Below are 15,956 nucleotides of genomic sequence, written 5' to 3'. Positions count from 1 at the left end.
CATGAACATCGATCTGAGTGGAAAACTCGCCATTGTCAGCGGCAGCACCGCCGGCATTGGCCTGGGCATCAGCAAGGCGCTGGCCGAATCCGGCGCCACGGTGGTGGTGATCGGCCGCGAGACGGCCAAGGTCGAACAGGCGCTGGCGAGCATTCGTCAGAGCGTGCCGGATGCGCGGTTGCGTGGCCTGACCGCCGATTTGGGCACTGCCGAAGGCGCCGAGTTGTTGTTCGCCGCCGAACCGCGGGCGGACATCCTGGTGAACAACCTCGGGATCTTCAACGATGTGGATTTCTTCGACGCACCGGACAGCGAGTGGACGCGTTTTTATGAGGTCAACGTGATCTCCGGCGTGCGCCTGTCACGGCATTACGTGCCGGACATGGTCAAGCAGGGCTGGGGCCGGGTGATCTTCCTGTCCTCGGAATCCGGGGTCGCAACACCGGCCGACATGATCAACTACGGCGTGACCAAAAGCGCGAACCTGGCGGTGTCTCATGGTCTGGCCAAGCGGCTGGCAGGCACCGGGGTGACGGTCAACGCTATCCTGCCTGGCCCGACGTTGACCGATGGCCTGGAGCAGATGCTCAAAGACGCCACTGACAAATCGGGGCGCAGCGTTCGGGAAGAAGCCGACGCCTTCGTGCGCAAGGCCCGGCCGAGTTCGATTATCCAACGCGTGGCGGATGTCGAGGAAGTCGCGAATCTGGTGGCTTATATCGCCTCGCCGCTGTCTTCGGCCACCACTGGCGCAGCTTTGCGCGTCGACGGTGGTGTTGTCGACAGCATGGCGATCTGAACCTTTTTGATTGAGAGAGAATATTTCATGGCTACAGCATCAGCATTCATCGACATTCCGGCGACCGCCGAGCAGGTTTGGCAATTGATTGGCGGCTTTAACTCGCTGCCGGACTGGCTGCCGTTTATTCCCCAAAGCGAGCTGAGTGAAGGCGGCCGGGTGCGCAGCCTGCAAACGGCGGACGGCGCAGTGGTGGTTGAACGGTTGGAGACGTTTGATAACGCCGGGAAGACTTACAGTTATTCGATTTTGCAGGCACCGTTTCCGGCTACTGACTACCTGGCGACTATCCGTGTTGATGCGCAGGGGCAGGGCGCGCGAGTGACGTGGTCCGGGCGGTTTACGCCTGTGGGCGTGAGTGACGAGGACGTGGTGGCGCTGTTTACCGGTATCTATCAGGGTGGCCTCGAGGCCCTGCGCGCCAACTACCCGGCCTGACCCTGAACTGATCGTTCCCACGCTCTGCGTGGGAATGCAGCCCGGGACGCTCCGCGTCCCTTTCGCGAGTTGGAACGCGGAGCGTCCCTTGAGGCATTCCCACGCGGAGCGTGGGAACGATCAGCTACTGAGCCTGAGCCGGTAATTTCAGCTCCGCGCACAACCCACCCCCCTCACGATTACTCAACGTCAACGATCCCCCGATCGCCAACGCCAACTGTTGCGCAATCGCCAACCCCAACCCGGTCCCGCCAGTACTGCGGTTACGCGAGTTCTCCACGCGATAAAACGGTTCCATCACCTGGGCCAATTCTTCCTCGGCAATCCCCGGCCCGCGGTCCATCACCTTCACCGACACACTGCCGTCAGCCTTCGCTTCCACCCACAACTCGGCGGCGCCGGCGAACTTCAGCGCGTTGTCCGTCAGGTTCACCAGCACCCGCCGCAAGGCGTGCGGGCGGGTGTTGATCACCGCGTCGCTTTTGCCGCCGAGCTGCACGTCTTTGCCCATGTCCTGATAGTCGAACACCAGGCTGTCGAGGAACGAATCCAGATTGGTGCGGCGACTTTCCTCGGTGGCGCCATGCACGCTGCGGGCATAGGCCACGCCTTCGCGCACCAGGTGTTCTATCTCGCCAAGATCATTCCAGAGTTTGTCTTTCTCGGCGCAATCGTCCATGAATTCGGCGCGCAGTTTCATGCGGGTGATCGGGGTTTGCAGGTCGTGGGAAATCGCCGCCAGCAGTTGCATGCGTTCCTTGAGGTAAGCGGCGATGCGCGCCTGCATCGAGTTGAAGGCCTTGGCGGCATGGGCGACTTCGGTCGGGCCTTGTTCGTCCAGGTGCACCGCGTGGGTGTTGGGGTCCAGGGTCTCCACCGCCTGGGCGAGGCGGGTGAGGGGGCGGATGGCGATTCTCACCGCCAGCCAGGTGCAGATGAGCATCAGTGCCAATTGCCCCAGCAACACGATGGGCAGCCAAGGCGACAACGGCACCATCGAGGGTCGCACGTCGATGGTCACCGGGCTGCCGTCTGCCAGTTTCAGGTGGACCTGAAAATGTTTTTCCGGCCCGGGGATGTCGGTCACCGTCATCGGGTAATCCTTGCCGATGGCCTCCTTGATCGACGTCATCGCCATGGGTGAATCGCTCATCGGCATGCCCGGCGAGCCTTCGTTCAACAAATAGCGGTAGTTACGTCGATTCAGTTGTTGCAGCCAGCTCATGCGTTCTTCGGCCGGCAAGCGGTCGAGGATGGCGATGGAGGTCGAGACGTCGGTTTCCAGATTGCCCAGCATGGTGTTTTTCGTGCTTTCGTACCGCTCGTAGTACTGCGCGCCGAAAGACAGCGCCTGCGCGAGAATCAAGCCGATCAGGAAGATCAGCGACAGCCGCGAGGCGAGGGTGCGAGGCCAGCGCATGGAGAGGTTCATGAGGGCGCCCCGAGGACTTCCACCGGCAGCGAAAACACATAGCCTTCGCTGCGCACGGTTTTGATGTAGGCCGGTTCGCGGGCATCGTCCAGCAAGCGCTGGCGCAAGCGGCTGACCAGCAAGTCGATGGAGCGGTCGAACAGGTCGGCATCGCGGCCTTGGGTCAGGTTCAGCAATTGATCGCGATTGAGCACCCGCTGCGGGTGATCGAGGAACACCCGCAGCAACCGGTATTCCGCGCCACTGAGGGCGACCATCGTCCCGTCTTCATCGAGCAGGTGCCGGGCCGAGGTGTCCAGGCGCCAGCGTCCGAAGGCCAGCAAGCGACCGCTTTCGGTGACCACCAGGTTGGGTGGCAGCATCCTCGTGCGGCGCAGCACCGCGTTGATGCGGGCGAGCAGCTCACGGGCGGCGAAAGGCTTGACCAGGTAATCGTCGGCGCCCATTTCCAGGCCAATGATGCGGTCGGTTTCATCATTGCGCGCGGTGAGCATCAGCACTGGCGTGGCCTTGTGTTTGCCGGCGCGCAACTCACGGCACAGCACCAGGCCATCGTCGCCCGGCATCATGATGTCGAGCACGATCAGGTCCACCTGTGTGGACTCCAGGAACGTGCGCATTTGCCGCCCATCGGCCACGACGGTGGTGCGCAGGCCGTTTTTCTTGAGGTAGTTGCCTACCAGTTCCCGGATCTCGCGGTCATCGTCCACGATGAGAATGTGATCGACGTGTTCCATTTGGCCAGGCCTCTGTAGATGGGGGATGTCGCGCAGTCTATCGAGCCTTGGCCCGCTCGCCCGCAGTCCTTTGTATTGCAGTGTATCTGGCCTGTCGACGGATACACGTGGAGGCAAAAACCCCCGTTTTCAGGGCGTTTGTATCGCTGTGTATCCCGGCCCGGTTCTGATACGTAACGATTTACCCGCGCCTGTTCCCGACACAGACGAGATACCTCGCGAGCTTCTAATAAGTTCCATCGAGGCAAATCAAACCGCCTCGGCCCAATCAACGATTGCCCTGTTGAAGCCTTGAGGAAACCACCATGAACGCCAAAGCCGTCTGTGCCGCTTGCCTGTTTGCCGCCCTGAACATCTGCACCTTGTCGGCCCGCGCCGAAGCCGATGTCGCCGCTAAAACCTACACCTACGGCACGCACCTGGACATCAAGAAAGTGGTGTCGCTGAAACAGGACGACTCGACTTCCTGCGCAGTTGTGGATGCCCAGCTGACTTACCTGGATTCCCATAACAAAACCCAGGTCCTGGACTATCGAAAATTTGCTGATAGCTGCAACTCAGACAACTGAGTCCTGCGCTGACCCATTTCAAACAGGAGGAACATCATGAACAACGTAAGCCGCTTTTTGACGGCCATTGCCTTCTCCGTGGCGGGCGCCGCTGCCCATGCCAATGCTGCTGTTGAACAGAAAAGCTGTGGCAGCGCGACTTGCTTTCAGCTGACGCCGGTGGCGCAGAAGGGCGGGAACGCCTTTTTGGCAGACGACGGGTCGAGCCGCACCCCGCAGGGCCAGAAGCTGGAAAACCAGGCGGTCTGACGCTCTAGCTAAATTTTGTAAACGCCACTGTCTCCCTGTGGGAGCGAGCCTGCTCGCGATGACGGCAGCACATTCAGCCTTTCAGTGACTGCCAGACCGCCATCGCGAGCAGGCTCGCTCCCACAGGGATGGGTGGTGTGTCGCCCCCTCTCTATATTCAAGGTGATCCCAATGTTTCTCATCGCTTTCCTGGGCGGCATATTGACCGTCCTCAGCCCTTGCATCCTCCCGGTCGTGCCGTTCCTGTTCGCCGGTGTCAAACGCACACGTTCCTCGATCCTGCTCACCCTTGGCGGCATGGTCCTGACTTTCGCCCTGATTTCCAGTCTGGCCGTGGTCAGCAGCGAGTGGGTGGTACACGCCAATAATTCCGGCCGTCACGTGGCCCTCATCGTAATGGCGCTGTTTGCCCTGTCGCTGATTTCCGCCCGTGTCGGTGACTGGCTGGCCCGGCCCTTCGTGGCGCTGGGCAACCGCCTCGATCCAGACACCCGCAAAATGTCCGGCCCGTTGGGTTCGGTCATGATCGGCGTTGCCACCGGCCTGCTCTGGGCTCCATGCGCCGGACCGATCCTCGGGGTCATCCTCACGGGCGCCATGCTGCAAGGCGCAAACGCTCAAACCAGCCTGTTACTGGTGGCGTACGGCCTGGGCAGCGCATTGTCCCTGGGCACCTTGATTTTCGCCGGCCGCGGGCTGGTCAATCGCTTGAAGTCGTCGATTCCGGTCACCGGTTGGCTGCGTCGGGGTACGGGGGTTGCGGTGCTGGCGGCTGCGGCGGTGATTTCTACCGGTGCCGACAAGACACTGCTGGCCGGCACTTCATCCGAAAGCCTGACGACGGTTGAGCAACGCGTGCTGGAAACCGTGCCGAAAGTCGTCGATTACTTCGTCAGCAAGGTCAGCGCAGAGTCGTCCATGGACAACGCCCAAGGCCCGATGCCGTCGCTGTCCGGTGCGGTCGAATGGCTCAACTCGCCGGCGCTGAGCAACGATTCGCTGAAAGGCAAAGTGGTGCTGGTGGATTTCTGGACCTACGACTGCATCAACTGCCAGCACACCTTGCCGTACGTGAAGGACTGGGCGAAGAAATACGAGAAGGATGGCCTGGTGGTGATCGGCGTCCACACCCCTGAATACGGTTTCGAGCGCATCATCGACAACGTCAAGGATCAGGTGAAAAAGCTCGGCATTACCTACCCGGTGGCCATCGACAACAACTACGCGATCTGGCGCAATTTCGACAACCAGTACTGGCCGGCTCACTACCTGATCGACGCCAAGGGCCAGGTGCGTTTCACCCATTTTGGTGAAGGCCGCTACGAGGCTCAGGAGAAGATGATTCAGCAGTTGCTCGAAGAGGCCAAGGCTGACGCCAAAGCCCCCGCCCCTGCCGCATGAACCTGTAAATCAACAGCTCCACCCGTGAAATCTCCAGACGATCGGGCAGGGTTGGCCGACGATCGGGCAGGACGCCAGCGTTGTCCGGCGCGATAGTTGGCACACAGGGCCTGCCGACCCTGTCATCAATAAAAAGAATGAGAGGTTGCCATGCCCAAGTTCGTTATAGAACGCGAGATCCCGGGCGCCGCGTCAGCGTTTCCCCGGGCCTGAACATTATCGATCCCATGACGGCGGAGTCAGTATCCGCCGGTTCCTGCTCAGTGATCCCACTCCGCCGGAGAAAGAATCCATGAGTACACCCATTGATCTAACTGCCTTGAAAAACCGTCAGATGGCCTCTTGGGCCAGTGGCGACTATGCCGTGATCGGCACCACCTTGCAGATTGTCGGTGAGCAACTGGCCGAAGCCTGCGATTTGCTTTGCGATGAACGCGTGCTCGACGTGGCTGCCGGCAACGGTAACGCGACGCTCGCTGCCGCGCGCCGTGGTTGCCACGTCACCTCTACCGACTATGTCGCCGCGCTACTGGAACGCGGCGAAGACCGGGCCAGGGCAGAGCGCCTGGACGTGACCTTTCAAGTGGCTGACGCGGAAGCCTTGCCGTTCGAGGATGCCAGCTTCGATGCCGTGCTTTCGACCTTCGGCGTGATGTTTACCCCGGATCAGCCCAAGGCCGCGGCGGAACTGGCGCGGGTCTGTCGTCCCGGAGGGCGGATTGGCCTCGCCAACTGGACGCCCGAAGGTTTTGTCGGCCAGATGTTCAAGACACTCGGCCGCCACCTGCCGCCACCGCCGGGCGCTCAACCGCCTTCGCAGTGGGGCACCGAAACCTGGCTGCGCACGCAGTTCGACGAACGAGACTTCCTGCTCCAGGTGGCGCGCAAGACCTTTAATTTCCGTTACCGCTCGGCCGCGCATTTCATCGACACGTTCCGCACCTGGTACGGTCCGGTCCACAAAGCCTTCGCGGCGCTACCTCCTGAAGGCGCCCAGGCGCTGGAAAACGACCTGACTGAACTGTTGAACCGCTTGAACCGAGCGGGAGAAAAATCGCTGGTGGTGCCGAGTGAATACCTGGAAGTAGTCATCACCCGGCGTTGAGCTGGCAACACTATCCCCCTGTGGGAGTGAGCCTGCTCGCGATGAGGGCCTTACATTCAACATTGATGTTGACTGAAAATCCGCCATCGCGAGCAGGCTCACTCCCACAGGGGGATAGTGTTTTTGTCGGGGGGGCAATTATTCATCCAGCCGCTCGGTGTACACCACCCAAACGCTGCACGGCATTTTGTACAGCAGATGCTCCACCGTGCTGCCGATCAGCCGGCCCATGCCGCGATGGCCAATCCGGCCCATGACAATCACATCAACGTCATAGGCGTCGGCATAGCGGGTGAGGACCTTGGCCGGGTTACCCATGATCATGTGCCTCTGCTCCGGCGCGATGCCGTTGCGCTCGGCCAGGTCGTTGAAGGCGTCCTCCTGGTAATCGAATACGGTCCTGGCCTTGCCCGACGAGAAGAACGCCGAACCGTTGTCGAAGCCGAATTCATCGGCACTGATGGATGAAAGGTCATAGGCATAGACCACATCGAGCTCGGCATTACAGGCGCTCGCCAGTTTCGCCGCCTCGTGAAGGATCCGGTCGTTGAAGGTTTTGTAATGGTCATCGCGATGAAAGGGGTCGACCGCCGCAACGATCTTTCGGGGCAGCGCGTGCACGGCGTGGCTGACGAAATGCAGCGGTACCGGGCATTCGCGCAACAAATGCACATCGAGCGGGGTGAATATCAGCCGCGACAACAGGGATTCGTGCTCCAGCGCCTTGATCAGCACATCCATCGGCTGTTCCTTGAGGTGAATCAGGATTTCTTCCAGCGGACGTTCTACCCAGGCCACTTCGGTGGTGACGTGAACCCCGATTTTGCGCAAGGGACGGGCCTGTTCCTCAAGCCATTGGCGGTGGCGCTCGACGTAGCCCACGCGCATCTGTTCCAGGGCCTTTTCGTTGACCAGGCTGGCGGTTGCCAGACCCTCTAGGTAATCGAAGGCGACGATGTGCAGCGCGGCGTCTTCGGCCTTGGCCAGCGCAGCGGCCCTGTCGAAAGCGGGGCTGTGTTCCATCAGCGGTGATGCAACCAGCATGAAGCGGGATTGACCAGACATGACGAACCTCCCGTGGATTAGCCGCCCGACGTGCGGCTCGTGCGACGTACACCCAGTCTCTAAGTATTGACCATGATCATCCTCCCGTCCGCAAACCGGACGCGGGCTGAAGTTCGTGATGGTGCCGCAAGCGTTGGTCAATCTGTGGGAGTAGGTTCGGCGGGTTGGTCTTGCACGAGGATATCGGGGACTGTTACTTGGGGCTGTGGAGGAGGGCACTACTGTTGATTACTAACTGCACCTGACGCTAACAGCCTTCGCGGCGCGTTGCAGTTCTTGCTTGACGTCGACCGGGATCCGCTGCTTCACCAGTCGTTGCTCGAGAAATGTCTGATCGCCTCGGGTATCAACCTCGGCGTCAATAGCCGCATCCTCTGCTTCGATGGTGGCCGCGTGAGCCTCTATGACCGAATCGACTTCTGCGTCGCTCTTGGCGGCGTCGAGTGCACCAATGAGTGTCGCCACTTCGTCTTCTTCAGCCTTGCCATAGGCTTCTACGGACAGCCCGGCAGCCAACGCCCGCGCCCGGATTTCCACGCCTTTGAGCGTCTGCTTGGCTTCTCCGCACAGCATGTCGTGTTTCTGGCTTTCGACGGTTTTCCATTGGAAAAACCCATACGTCATCGTGCCGATAAGCGCTACGGTGATACCACCGATCAGGATCTGTTTCATGGCTACAGTCGTGAACGTCTGGGGGGTGAGGGTTCGGTGAGCATCGCTTCGTTCTCTATTCGAGGAAATAAAAGCGTAGCACCGGAACCCGGTCAAGCCCCGTCCAATGTCAATGCAAATGCGTGACGACGTACAGGAACGGAAGGGCTTCAGATGATGGCCTCACGGCCCTTGGCGTGTTGCTAGTTACCGTCCGCCACTTTGCGTTCTATCTCCGCTATTTTCCGATTGAGCTCCTCAGCTTCCTGCTCCCGGGTTCGGGGTGAAGAGGGCGTGACGGTTTCATTCGCCTCTTTGGCGCCCGTGCCCCTGTTCTCACGATCTGTTTCGGCGTTTGAATTTTCGTCTGATTCGACGTCGTTAACACTGTCATCGTTGTTCATTTTAATGACCTCCATTGGCCTGAACATTGGATTCGATGCCATGGCTTGAGTTCGAGATTTTTGTACCGGATCTGGAAGAAAAATTGGCGTCATGAAATAGACAACTGACGCCACTTCATATCGCTTGCAAAGTGGCTACCTTGAACTTTACTAGTCACTGAACGTGAGAGCGTTCGTCATCAATAAATGTCTTTTATATCAAGGTTTAAGCGCGCCACTTTGAAGTTCCGCCTTGATCTTTTTCTGATCTGCCCCAAAGAAAGCTCAAAGGATGACGAAGAAATGAAAGAGAACGTGGCGGCCGTTATCCGCAAACTGATATCTCCTTCAATGCGGTATGAGATTAGAAACGCTTCACACTGGTTGCGAGACATCCTTGGGCGTGCGTGTTTCTGGCGCTGGGAGATTGCCAGGTTCAGAGCGCAGAACGAAAGTCCCTACGAAATCCTTTATATCGGAAGAAAAAAGAAGCGCGAGATGGCCAAGCTTCTCATCAGGGGAAAGACCCAGGGTGATTCCCCTGTTGTCGACGTCGAAGCGCAACCTGGCGTGTCGAGCCATGTAGTGGTGGTGAGTGAAATGCCGACTTCGGGGGCCTTGTTTGTACCCCTGTATTTGAGTGCCGTCGTACCGCTGGGGCGATCCGTCGAGGAGATCACCACAAAATACGACAGCGAATTACGGCGAAACATCCGCAAGAACCGGCCGCGCTACCGAATGGTCCAGACGCTGTTGGACGAAGACATTGAAAAGGCCGATAGGGAGATGCTTAGACCTTATGCCACGGCAAGGCAAGGCATCCACGCTGCGCAATTTGCCACGCCGGAGGTCTTCAGGATTGCCAAGACCGTCGGCCGGCTCGACCTGATCATGCTGGAGGACGAGGTCGTTGCCTGTCACCTTGGCTGTGTAATAACCCGGGGCGGAAAGCGCTACTGGAGCACGCTGCGTTTCGGATACACCGAGGCGATTTTTTCAGATGCCAAAAGACTGCGTGAAGTGAACTCGATTACCACCTTCATGGCACTTGAATGGGCGATAGACAATGGCTTCGATTATTACGACATCGGTCTTTGCCTGGCGCGGCCGGATGACGGACTTCTGAAATGGAAAAGAAGGCGCGGCGGTGATATTGATTCCATGGGCAACCACGCTTACATGTTTGTCCGGCTGCCCAAGACAGGGGCGGCCAAATTCCTCTGGGATACACCGTTATTCGCGGTTGAAGGCAAGGAATTGACCCTTCACCTTGGCTTGCCGGACGGGCCAAGCGATGAGGAAGTGGCTAGCCGTTATCATGAAATGGTATTTGGCGGGCTGCACAAGATTTATCTTTATTGCGCCAGGAACTCGGGCGAACAGTTTCTCGAAACCTTGCGTAGTCGCTATGCCAGTTTGCAGACCCCACCCATTATGAAAAGGATTGCATCGAGCTGAACAATTTCCAGGCCTGAAATAAACAGAGCGCTTCGCGTCTGACTATTGACCCTGTTGTGCAGGGAGGACTTTTCATGGAAAGCGATGTCTCGCCAATCAGCACTTCAACCACGGGCAATCGGAAAAAATGGACCCTTGCCGCCTACCGGTACATGGCAAGAAAAAGACTCGCACGAAAGGCGGAGATCAACTTAAAAAGCCTGGCGGCGAAAACCTGGGACGTGGCTCCGGGTGGCACATCGTATTCTCCGCCTGCTTTCTTCCTGCCCAATCAAATGGACCGTGTCACAGGCTGGGAGGCAAAGCGCTTTTATCCTTTCGAGCATCCCGCTCGCACCATGGAAGGGCTGGGCACCGTTGTGCAAGGCCCGACACGTGGCTACCTGATCAAGGATGTCTGGCTGATCGATGGAGCGCTCTACAAGAACAATGCAAGTCACTGGCTGTCTCTCAAGCCCGGTATGTTTCCGCGAATTCTCGTGGAAAACGAAATCGAGCGCGGCGCCGCCTACTGCACGCAAAACGGAAATACATGGTTTGGTACGTGGTTGATGGAAGACTGCCCGACCTATTCATTGGCATGTAACGAAGGCGTCCCGATAACCACCGCGCCCTCTGCCAGGTTTCCTCTGTTTACCCAGGCTCCCGCTTATGAGGACTGGTTTGATATGAAACCGCTTCGCCTGCACAGTGCGTTTTTTCGTGAACTCGTGCTGTTCGACGATGTGAGCAACAATCAAAGCAGGCATTTACGTTTCCGTGCCATGGGCGAAAAACTACTGTCGCACGTGAGCTATGAGTCCCACCCCGGCGTGTTCATTCTGCGAGGTGGCGACGGTGACTTGCGCTATTTACGCAATGAAAGGGAGCTCGCTGAACATCTGCGCAAAAGCAGAGGGTTTCGCATAGTCGACCCTTTGAAAACCGATGTGCCGACCATCGTGGCGACATGTGCCGGGGCGCGGATCGTGATGGGGGTCGAAGGGAGCCAGCTGGTACATGGTGTGAATGTACTGCCGCAGGGTGGTTCGTTGCTGGTACTGCAGCCACCGAACCGTTTCGTCAGCTACTTCAAGTACCTGACGGATCGCGACCACCAGAATTTTGGCTTTGTGGTCGGAACGCCAGAGGGCGATGGCTTCAAGATCGACATTCAAGAGGTCGAGCGCACACTGGACCTGTTCCCGTCCTGATGGGGGATGGCGCTTCCCTGCGACTCACCGTATCAGTGCTCTTTGACTTTCTTGATGCGGAAAATAATCAGCGCAAGGATCGCAATCGCGAGGGGCGTCATCGCCAGCATTGCCTCTCGCGGGGCCACCTCGGCGCCGAGCAGGTGCAACCCTGAGTAGCCGAGCTTGAGCAGGTTCAGCAGGTAGTAAGTGATGGCGATGATCGACAGGCCTTCCACGGCGCGCTGGATCTTGATCTGGGCATCGGCGCGGGCGTTGAGGCTTTTGAGAATTTCCGAGTTTTGTTCCTCCATTTCCACCTGAACCCGGGCTTGCAACAGGTCGCCCAGGTTGGCCACGCTTTTGGCCAGGTGCTCCAGGCGTTGTTCGGTGGCGGTGCAGTATCTGACGGTGGGTTTGAAGCGCCGTTCGATGAACACCCCCAGACGCTGGCAATCGCCGACGTGACTTTCCCGCAATTCGCCCAGGCGCTCGTACACGAGTTGGGCATAGGCCTGGGTGGCGCTGAAGCGGTGGCGGGTTTTCGCGGTGCTGCTGACCACTTGGGCTGACAAGTTGGAGATGTCCGCCAGCAGGGCTTTTGCGTTGCCGCTGTCAGCGTCGGCGTTACGCTCGGAGAGGGTGACCAAGGTCTTGTCAAAGACATCGAGTTGCGCGCTCAAGGTCTTGGCCGTGGTCAACGATAGCGAGGCCATCATGCGGTAGGTTTCGATTTCCAGCAAACGACGGATCATCCGCCCTTGGCGGTAAGCATTGAGGCGCCGGTTGATGAACAGGATGTGGTTGTTGCCGTCCTCGCTGAGACGAAAATCGCTCCAGACCACCGCATCGCCACCGCCCACGCAGGAACCGCACGGGTCCTTGAAGCCGTAGCTGGCGAGGTCCAGGCCGGCTTCGCCACGCACGACGATCTGCACCGAGTTGATCAGCTGCGGCAAATGCGCATCGATCTTTTGCGCCAGCACCTCGGGCAGTGATGTCCAGGACAGGTCATCGCTGGATGAAGTGACCACCAGGGTCAGGGTGAAGAACTCGGCGTGGCGTTCCCATTTCAGGGCGTGGCCATCGAGTCGGGTGATGCCCTGGGCAGCATGAGGATCGATTGGCGTCGGGCAGCAGCGCTCCAGCAGCGCGTTGCACTGTGGCTCCCCGCCAAGGAAGGCCAGATGAAACACATGGGCCGGTTCGTCGAAATACAGTGACGGACGCGCGTGCAGTTCGTTGTGCAGGGTTTGTCGTTGCGGATGCATGCTGTTCAGGCCATTGATCGACTGCTGTTGTAGGTGGGACAGGTCGATGAACTGATGAGTCACAAGCTCAAAAAAGACGCCTGCTCAATCGTGAGTCAGGCGCCCAAAACCCAAGAAACGGGTTACTTCTTGCTTGATTGTTCTCTGATCTGAGTCAGGCTGAGTCGAGGGGTCAAGGCTTCAGGGTCTACCCTGACCTCAATCAAGGATGGCCGGGACATGCTAAGGCAGCGTTCAAACGCTGGGGCAAACTCCGACGTGGCGGTGACTACCTCGCCATGCAGCCCATAGGCTTGGGCCAGTGCGGCGAAATCCGGGTTGAGCAGTTCAGTGCCTGACACGCGTCCAGGGTAATTGCGCTCCTGGTGCATTCGGATGGTTCCGTACATTCCGTTGTTGATCACAATGAAAACCACATGGGCGCCATATTGCGCTGCTGTCGCTATCTCCTGACCGTTCATCAAGAAACAGCCATCTCCGGAAAATGAAACCACCACCCGATCCGGGCACGTCAGTTTGGCCGCCACCGCAGCAGGAACGCCGTAGCCCATGGAGCCATTGGTAGGGCCTAACTGAGTGCGGTACTGGCGGAACTGATAGAAACGCTGAAGCCAGACAGCGTAGTTGCCGGCGCCATTGGTCAGGATTGCATCGTCTGGAAGTCTGCGATTCAACCATTCAATGATTTCGGCCATTTGCACATCGCCAGGGGAGGGCGAGTGTTGCAGGTTTTCGCGGTAGTTTTTGTTCAGGGTGCGCGTCCATTCACTCTTTACCGGGCTGGTCACCGCAGGAAGTTTTGCGGCTGATTGGGCAAAGGTCGACAGGCTGCTGTTGATCGCTAACGCAGGTTGGTAAACCCGTCCCAGTTCCTCGATGCCTTGGTGAACATGGATCAAGGTTTGCTTCGGTACCGGGATGTCCAGGATCGCATACCCGCCCGTTGAAACCTCACCCATTCTGGAGCCCACGACCAACAGCAGGTCGGCGTTTTTTATCGCTGAGGACAGCTGCGCTGACGCGGCGAAACCAAGATCACCGACATAGTTCGGGTGTCGATTGTCGAACAGGTCCTGGCAGCGAAAGGAGGCGGCAACCGGGATGTTCTGCTGTTCAGCAAACAGCTGGATGTCGTGCACCGACTGGGTGTCCCAACCGCTGCCACCCAGCACCATCAATGGCCGCTCTGATCGTTCAAGCAATTGCTGCATGGCGGCCATTTGCTCGGCTGCCGGGGTCATCAATACGCGTTTGAAAGGCCCGGCATCACTGACTTCCGCCATTTCGGTCAGCATGTCTTCCGGCAGGGCGACCACTACAGGCCCAGGCCTGCCATTGACCGCTCGGTGGAACGCCTGGCTGATCAGTTCGGGAATTCTGCGGGTGTCGTCTATTTGCACGACCCATTTCGCCAAGGGGCCAAACATCTGGCGAAAATCAACTTCCTGAAAGGCTTCGCGATGCTGCTGATCGCGAGCGACCTGGCCAATGAACAGAATCATCGGCGATGAATCCTGGAACGCCGTGTGAACGCCAACCGAAGCGTTCGTTGCACCCGGGCCTCGGGTCACGAAGCAGATGCCTGGCTCGCCAGTGAGCTTGCCGTAGGCTTCTGCCATATAGGCCGCCCCACCTTCCTGGCGGCACACCACCAGATCGATTTCTTCTTGCACGTCATGCAATGCATCGAGCACCGCGAGGTAGCTTTCTCCCGGAACACAAAACGCTCTTTTGACGCCATGGATGCGTAAGGCATCCACTAAAATCTGACCTCCGCTACGACGAGAAATGGTTTTATTCATTGTTATCTCCTGAGTCGAATGGTGCGGTGTGAAAGGGGGAATCGCGCTCTTTCTGACAGGTACGGACTCGATCAATTGGAAGAACAACGGCTAACGTCTGCGCCACGAATTCTGAGCATCATCGAGTAGGCGTACAAACGATGATTGCTCAGCACTTCATTCCCTCAGCTATTGAAGTCGGACTGCTTGTCAACCAGTTACTTCTTATGCCGTCGTGCGCTTCTGGCGTGGCGGTCAGTCGTGAAATTGCAATTTCACACGATGAGCGATTAATATACGGTTCATATACATTTCATATTGGATTGATCAGTGGGTATCGTAAAAATTTCAGAAGCCATGCATGAGAATCTGCGCGTCGCCAGCGATGCGTTGAGTCGCTCGATCAACGCCCAGGCCGAGCACTGGATGCGCATCGGGATGCTTGCGGAGTTGCATCCAAACCTGGACCACAGCGACATCTGCCGTGTGCTGATTCGTGCCGAACTGGCGGGCGGTCTCGATGTGAAACAGCTGTGCGCACTCGCCGATTTTTCGCAAAACGCCCAGGTTGATGCAGCATCAGGAGCCAAGCCATGAAGGCCTATGTAAAGCTCAATACCCCGGCAGAAATAGCCATGTCTCGTGTGGCGGGCACGCTGGCCGCCGAGGTCCTGGCCATGATTGCTCCGCATGTCAAAGCGGGGGTCACCACCGACGAACTTGACCGGCTCTGTCACGATTACATCGTCAACGTGCAGAAAGCCATTCCAGGCAATGTCGGCTATCACGGGTTCCCGAAAACCGTGTGCGCATCGGTCAACCAAGTGGTCTGCCATGGCATTCCTTCGGCCACGCCACTCAAGGATGGCGACATCGTCAATATCGACATTGCCGTGATCAAGGAGGGTTGGTACGGCGACACCAGCCGCATGTACTTCGTGGGCGAGCCCAGCCTGCAAGCTCGACGTCTGGCAGAGACGACCTATGAAGCGATGTGTGCCGGTATTCGCGTCGTCCGCCCCGGCGCGACGCTGGGTGACATTGGCCATGCCATTCAGAAGGTGGCTGAAAGAGACGGGTTCAGCGTCGTGCGCGAGTACTGCGGCCACGGTATCGGCAAGATTTATCACGATGAGCCGCAGGTCCTTCACTACGGCTTCCCAGGCCAGGGCCTGAAACTGAAAGCCGGCATGATCTTCACCATTGAACCCATGTTGAACGCTGGCAAACGCCATGTGAAAACCCTGGCGGATGGCTGGACCGTGGTCACCAAGGACCACTCCCTCTCGGCTCAGTGGGAACATATGGTCGCGGTCACTGACGACGGCTTCGAGGTGTTGACCCGTTGGCCCGATAGTGTCGATGGGTATCCCGCTATCGTTTAGGCGCAAAATGGCGCTAGTGGTTTTGAAACCTCTACAGTTAGCATTGAGGTTTATCAACGC

General features: G+C 58.3%; 17 protein-coding genes. 10 read left to right on the top strand and 7 right to left on the bottom strand.

All coding sequences use genetic code 11. The features are described from left to right. Position 1: 1 nt before the first annotated feature. A complete protein-coding gene (locus tag AC3WP4_RS01690; RefSeq protein WP_102614209.1) occupies positions 2–799 on the top strand; it encodes an SDR family NAD(P)-dependent oxidoreductase in 798 nt (265 codons plus the stop codon). 27 nt (positions 800–826) lie between these two features. Further along, complete coding sequence (locus AC3WP4_RS01685) at positions 827–1,237, top strand: SRPBCC family protein (RefSeq protein ID WP_102614210.1); 411 nt, start codon at positions 827–829, stop codon at positions 1,235–1,237. Positions 1,238–1,361: 124 nt separating this feature from the next. Here AC3WP4_RS01685 and AC3WP4_RS01680 read toward each other — a convergent pair whose 3' ends face one another. Together AC3WP4_RS01680 and AC3WP4_RS01675 are read right to left on the bottom strand one after the other, a co-directional pair. Then, positions 1,362–2,669, bottom strand: a complete 1,308-nt coding sequence (locus AC3WP4_RS01680; RefSeq protein WP_074877867.1) for a sensor histidine kinase — start codon at positions 2,667–2,669, stop codon at positions 1,362–1,364. Beyond that, entirely contained in the window at positions 2,666–3,406 is a 741-nt protein-coding gene (locus AC3WP4_RS01675; RefSeq protein WP_102614211.1) for a response regulator, read from the bottom strand. Before AC3WP4_RS01675 ends, AC3WP4_RS01680 begins: the two co-directional genes overlap by 4 nt. A gap of 305 nt (positions 3,407–3,711) precedes the next feature. Here AC3WP4_RS01675 and AC3WP4_RS01670 point away from each other — a divergent pair, with 305 nt between their 5' ends. The 4 genes from AC3WP4_RS01670 to AC3WP4_RS01655 all read left to right on the top strand — a co-directional run bounded on the left by AC3WP4_RS01670 (position 3,712) and on the right by AC3WP4_RS01655 (position 6,730). Next, positions 3,712–3,975 carry a DUF2790 domain-containing protein gene (locus tag AC3WP4_RS01670; protein WP_076027794.1) on the top strand — a complete coding sequence of 88 codons (264 nt, stop codon included), beginning with the start codon at positions 3,712–3,714 and terminating at the stop codon, positions 3,973–3,975. Between the two features lie 36 nt (positions 3,976–4,011). After that, the gene (locus AC3WP4_RS01665; protein WP_102614212.1) at positions 4,012–4,224 is read left to right on the top strand and encodes a hypothetical protein; all 213 of its coding nucleotides are present in this window, start codon (positions 4,012–4,014) and stop codon (positions 4,222–4,224) included. Positions 4,225–4,395: 171 nt separating this feature from the next. Then, positions 4,396–5,625, top strand: coding sequence for a cytochrome c biogenesis protein DipZ (locus AC3WP4_RS01660; RefSeq protein ID WP_102614213.1), 1,230 nt, complete (start codon positions 4,396–4,398; stop codon positions 5,623–5,625). Between the two features lie 292 nt (positions 5,626–5,917). Then, the gene (locus AC3WP4_RS01655; RefSeq protein ID WP_102614214.1) at positions 5,918–6,730 is read left to right on the top strand and encodes a class I SAM-dependent methyltransferase; all 813 of its coding nucleotides are present in this window, start codon (positions 5,918–5,920) and stop codon (positions 6,728–6,730) included. A 138-nt stretch (positions 6,731–6,868) separates the two neighbouring features. Here AC3WP4_RS01655 and AC3WP4_RS01650 read toward each other — a convergent pair whose 3' ends face one another. From AC3WP4_RS01650 to AC3WP4_RS01640, 3 genes are all read right to left on the bottom strand, one after another. Beyond that, the gene (locus tag AC3WP4_RS01650) at positions 6,869–7,795 is read right to left on the bottom strand and encodes a universal stress protein (protein WP_074877856.1); all 927 of its coding nucleotides are present in this window, start codon (positions 7,793–7,795) and stop codon (positions 6,869–6,871) included. 231 nt (positions 7,796–8,026) lie between these two features. Further along, positions 8,027–8,467 (bottom strand): hypothetical protein, encoded by a 441-nt coding sequence (locus AC3WP4_RS01645; protein WP_074877855.1) that lies wholly within the window; start codon positions 8,465–8,467, stop codon positions 8,027–8,029. Between the two features lie 182 nt (positions 8,468–8,649). Next, the gene (locus AC3WP4_RS01640) at positions 8,650–8,850 is read right to left on the bottom strand and encodes a hypothetical protein (protein WP_074880770.1); all 201 of its coding nucleotides are present in this window, start codon (positions 8,848–8,850) and stop codon (positions 8,650–8,652) included. Between the two features lie 282 nt (positions 8,851–9,132). On the opposite strand from AC3WP4_RS01640, the gene AC3WP4_RS01635 reads away from it, so the two are divergent. Together AC3WP4_RS01635 and AC3WP4_RS01630 are read left to right on the top strand one after the other, a co-directional pair. Beyond that, on the top strand, positions 9,133–10,287 hold the full coding sequence (locus tag AC3WP4_RS01635) for a GNAT family N-acetyltransferase (protein ID WP_102614323.1): 1,155 nt from the start codon (positions 9,133–9,135) through the stop codon (positions 10,285–10,287). Between the two features lie 74 nt (positions 10,288–10,361). Beyond that, complete coding sequence (locus AC3WP4_RS01630) at positions 10,362–11,480, top strand: glycosyltransferase 61 family protein (RefSeq protein ID WP_102614215.1); 1,119 nt, start codon at positions 10,362–10,364, stop codon at positions 11,478–11,480. A 32-nt stretch (positions 11,481–11,512) separates the two neighbouring features. On the opposite strand, the gene AC3WP4_RS01625 is transcribed toward AC3WP4_RS01630, so the two are convergent. Both AC3WP4_RS01625 and AC3WP4_RS01620 read right to left on the bottom strand, forming a co-directional pair. Continuing rightward, on the bottom strand, positions 11,513–12,730 hold the full coding sequence (locus AC3WP4_RS01625; RefSeq protein WP_102614324.1) for a DUF3422 domain-containing protein: 1,218 nt from the start codon (positions 12,728–12,730) through the stop codon (positions 11,513–11,515). Positions 12,731–12,852: 122 nt separating this feature from the next. After that, entirely contained in the window at positions 12,853–14,532 is a 1,680-nt protein-coding gene (locus tag AC3WP4_RS01620) for a thiamine pyrophosphate-binding protein (RefSeq protein WP_102614216.1), read from the bottom strand. Between the two features lie 309 nt (positions 14,533–14,841). Here AC3WP4_RS01620 and AC3WP4_RS01615 point away from each other — a divergent pair, with 309 nt between their 5' ends. Together AC3WP4_RS01615 and map are read left to right on the top strand one after the other, a co-directional pair. Further along, the gene (locus AC3WP4_RS01615; protein WP_074877849.1) at positions 14,842–15,108 is read left to right on the top strand and encodes a ParD-like family protein; all 267 of its coding nucleotides are present in this window, start codon (positions 14,842–14,844) and stop codon (positions 15,106–15,108) included. Next, positions 15,105–15,896 carry a type I methionyl aminopeptidase gene (gene map, locus AC3WP4_RS01610; RefSeq protein ID WP_102614217.1) on the top strand — a complete coding sequence of 264 codons (792 nt, stop codon included), beginning with the start codon at positions 15,105–15,107 and terminating at the stop codon, positions 15,894–15,896. The genes AC3WP4_RS01615 and map overlap by 4 nt, the downstream gene beginning before the upstream one ends. The last annotated feature ends 60 nt before the right edge of the window (positions 15,897–15,956 follow it).

Source organism: Pseudomonas sp. FW305-20 (genome assembly GCF_058788075.1).
This window is presented reverse-complemented; position numbering and strand designations above follow the sequence as displayed.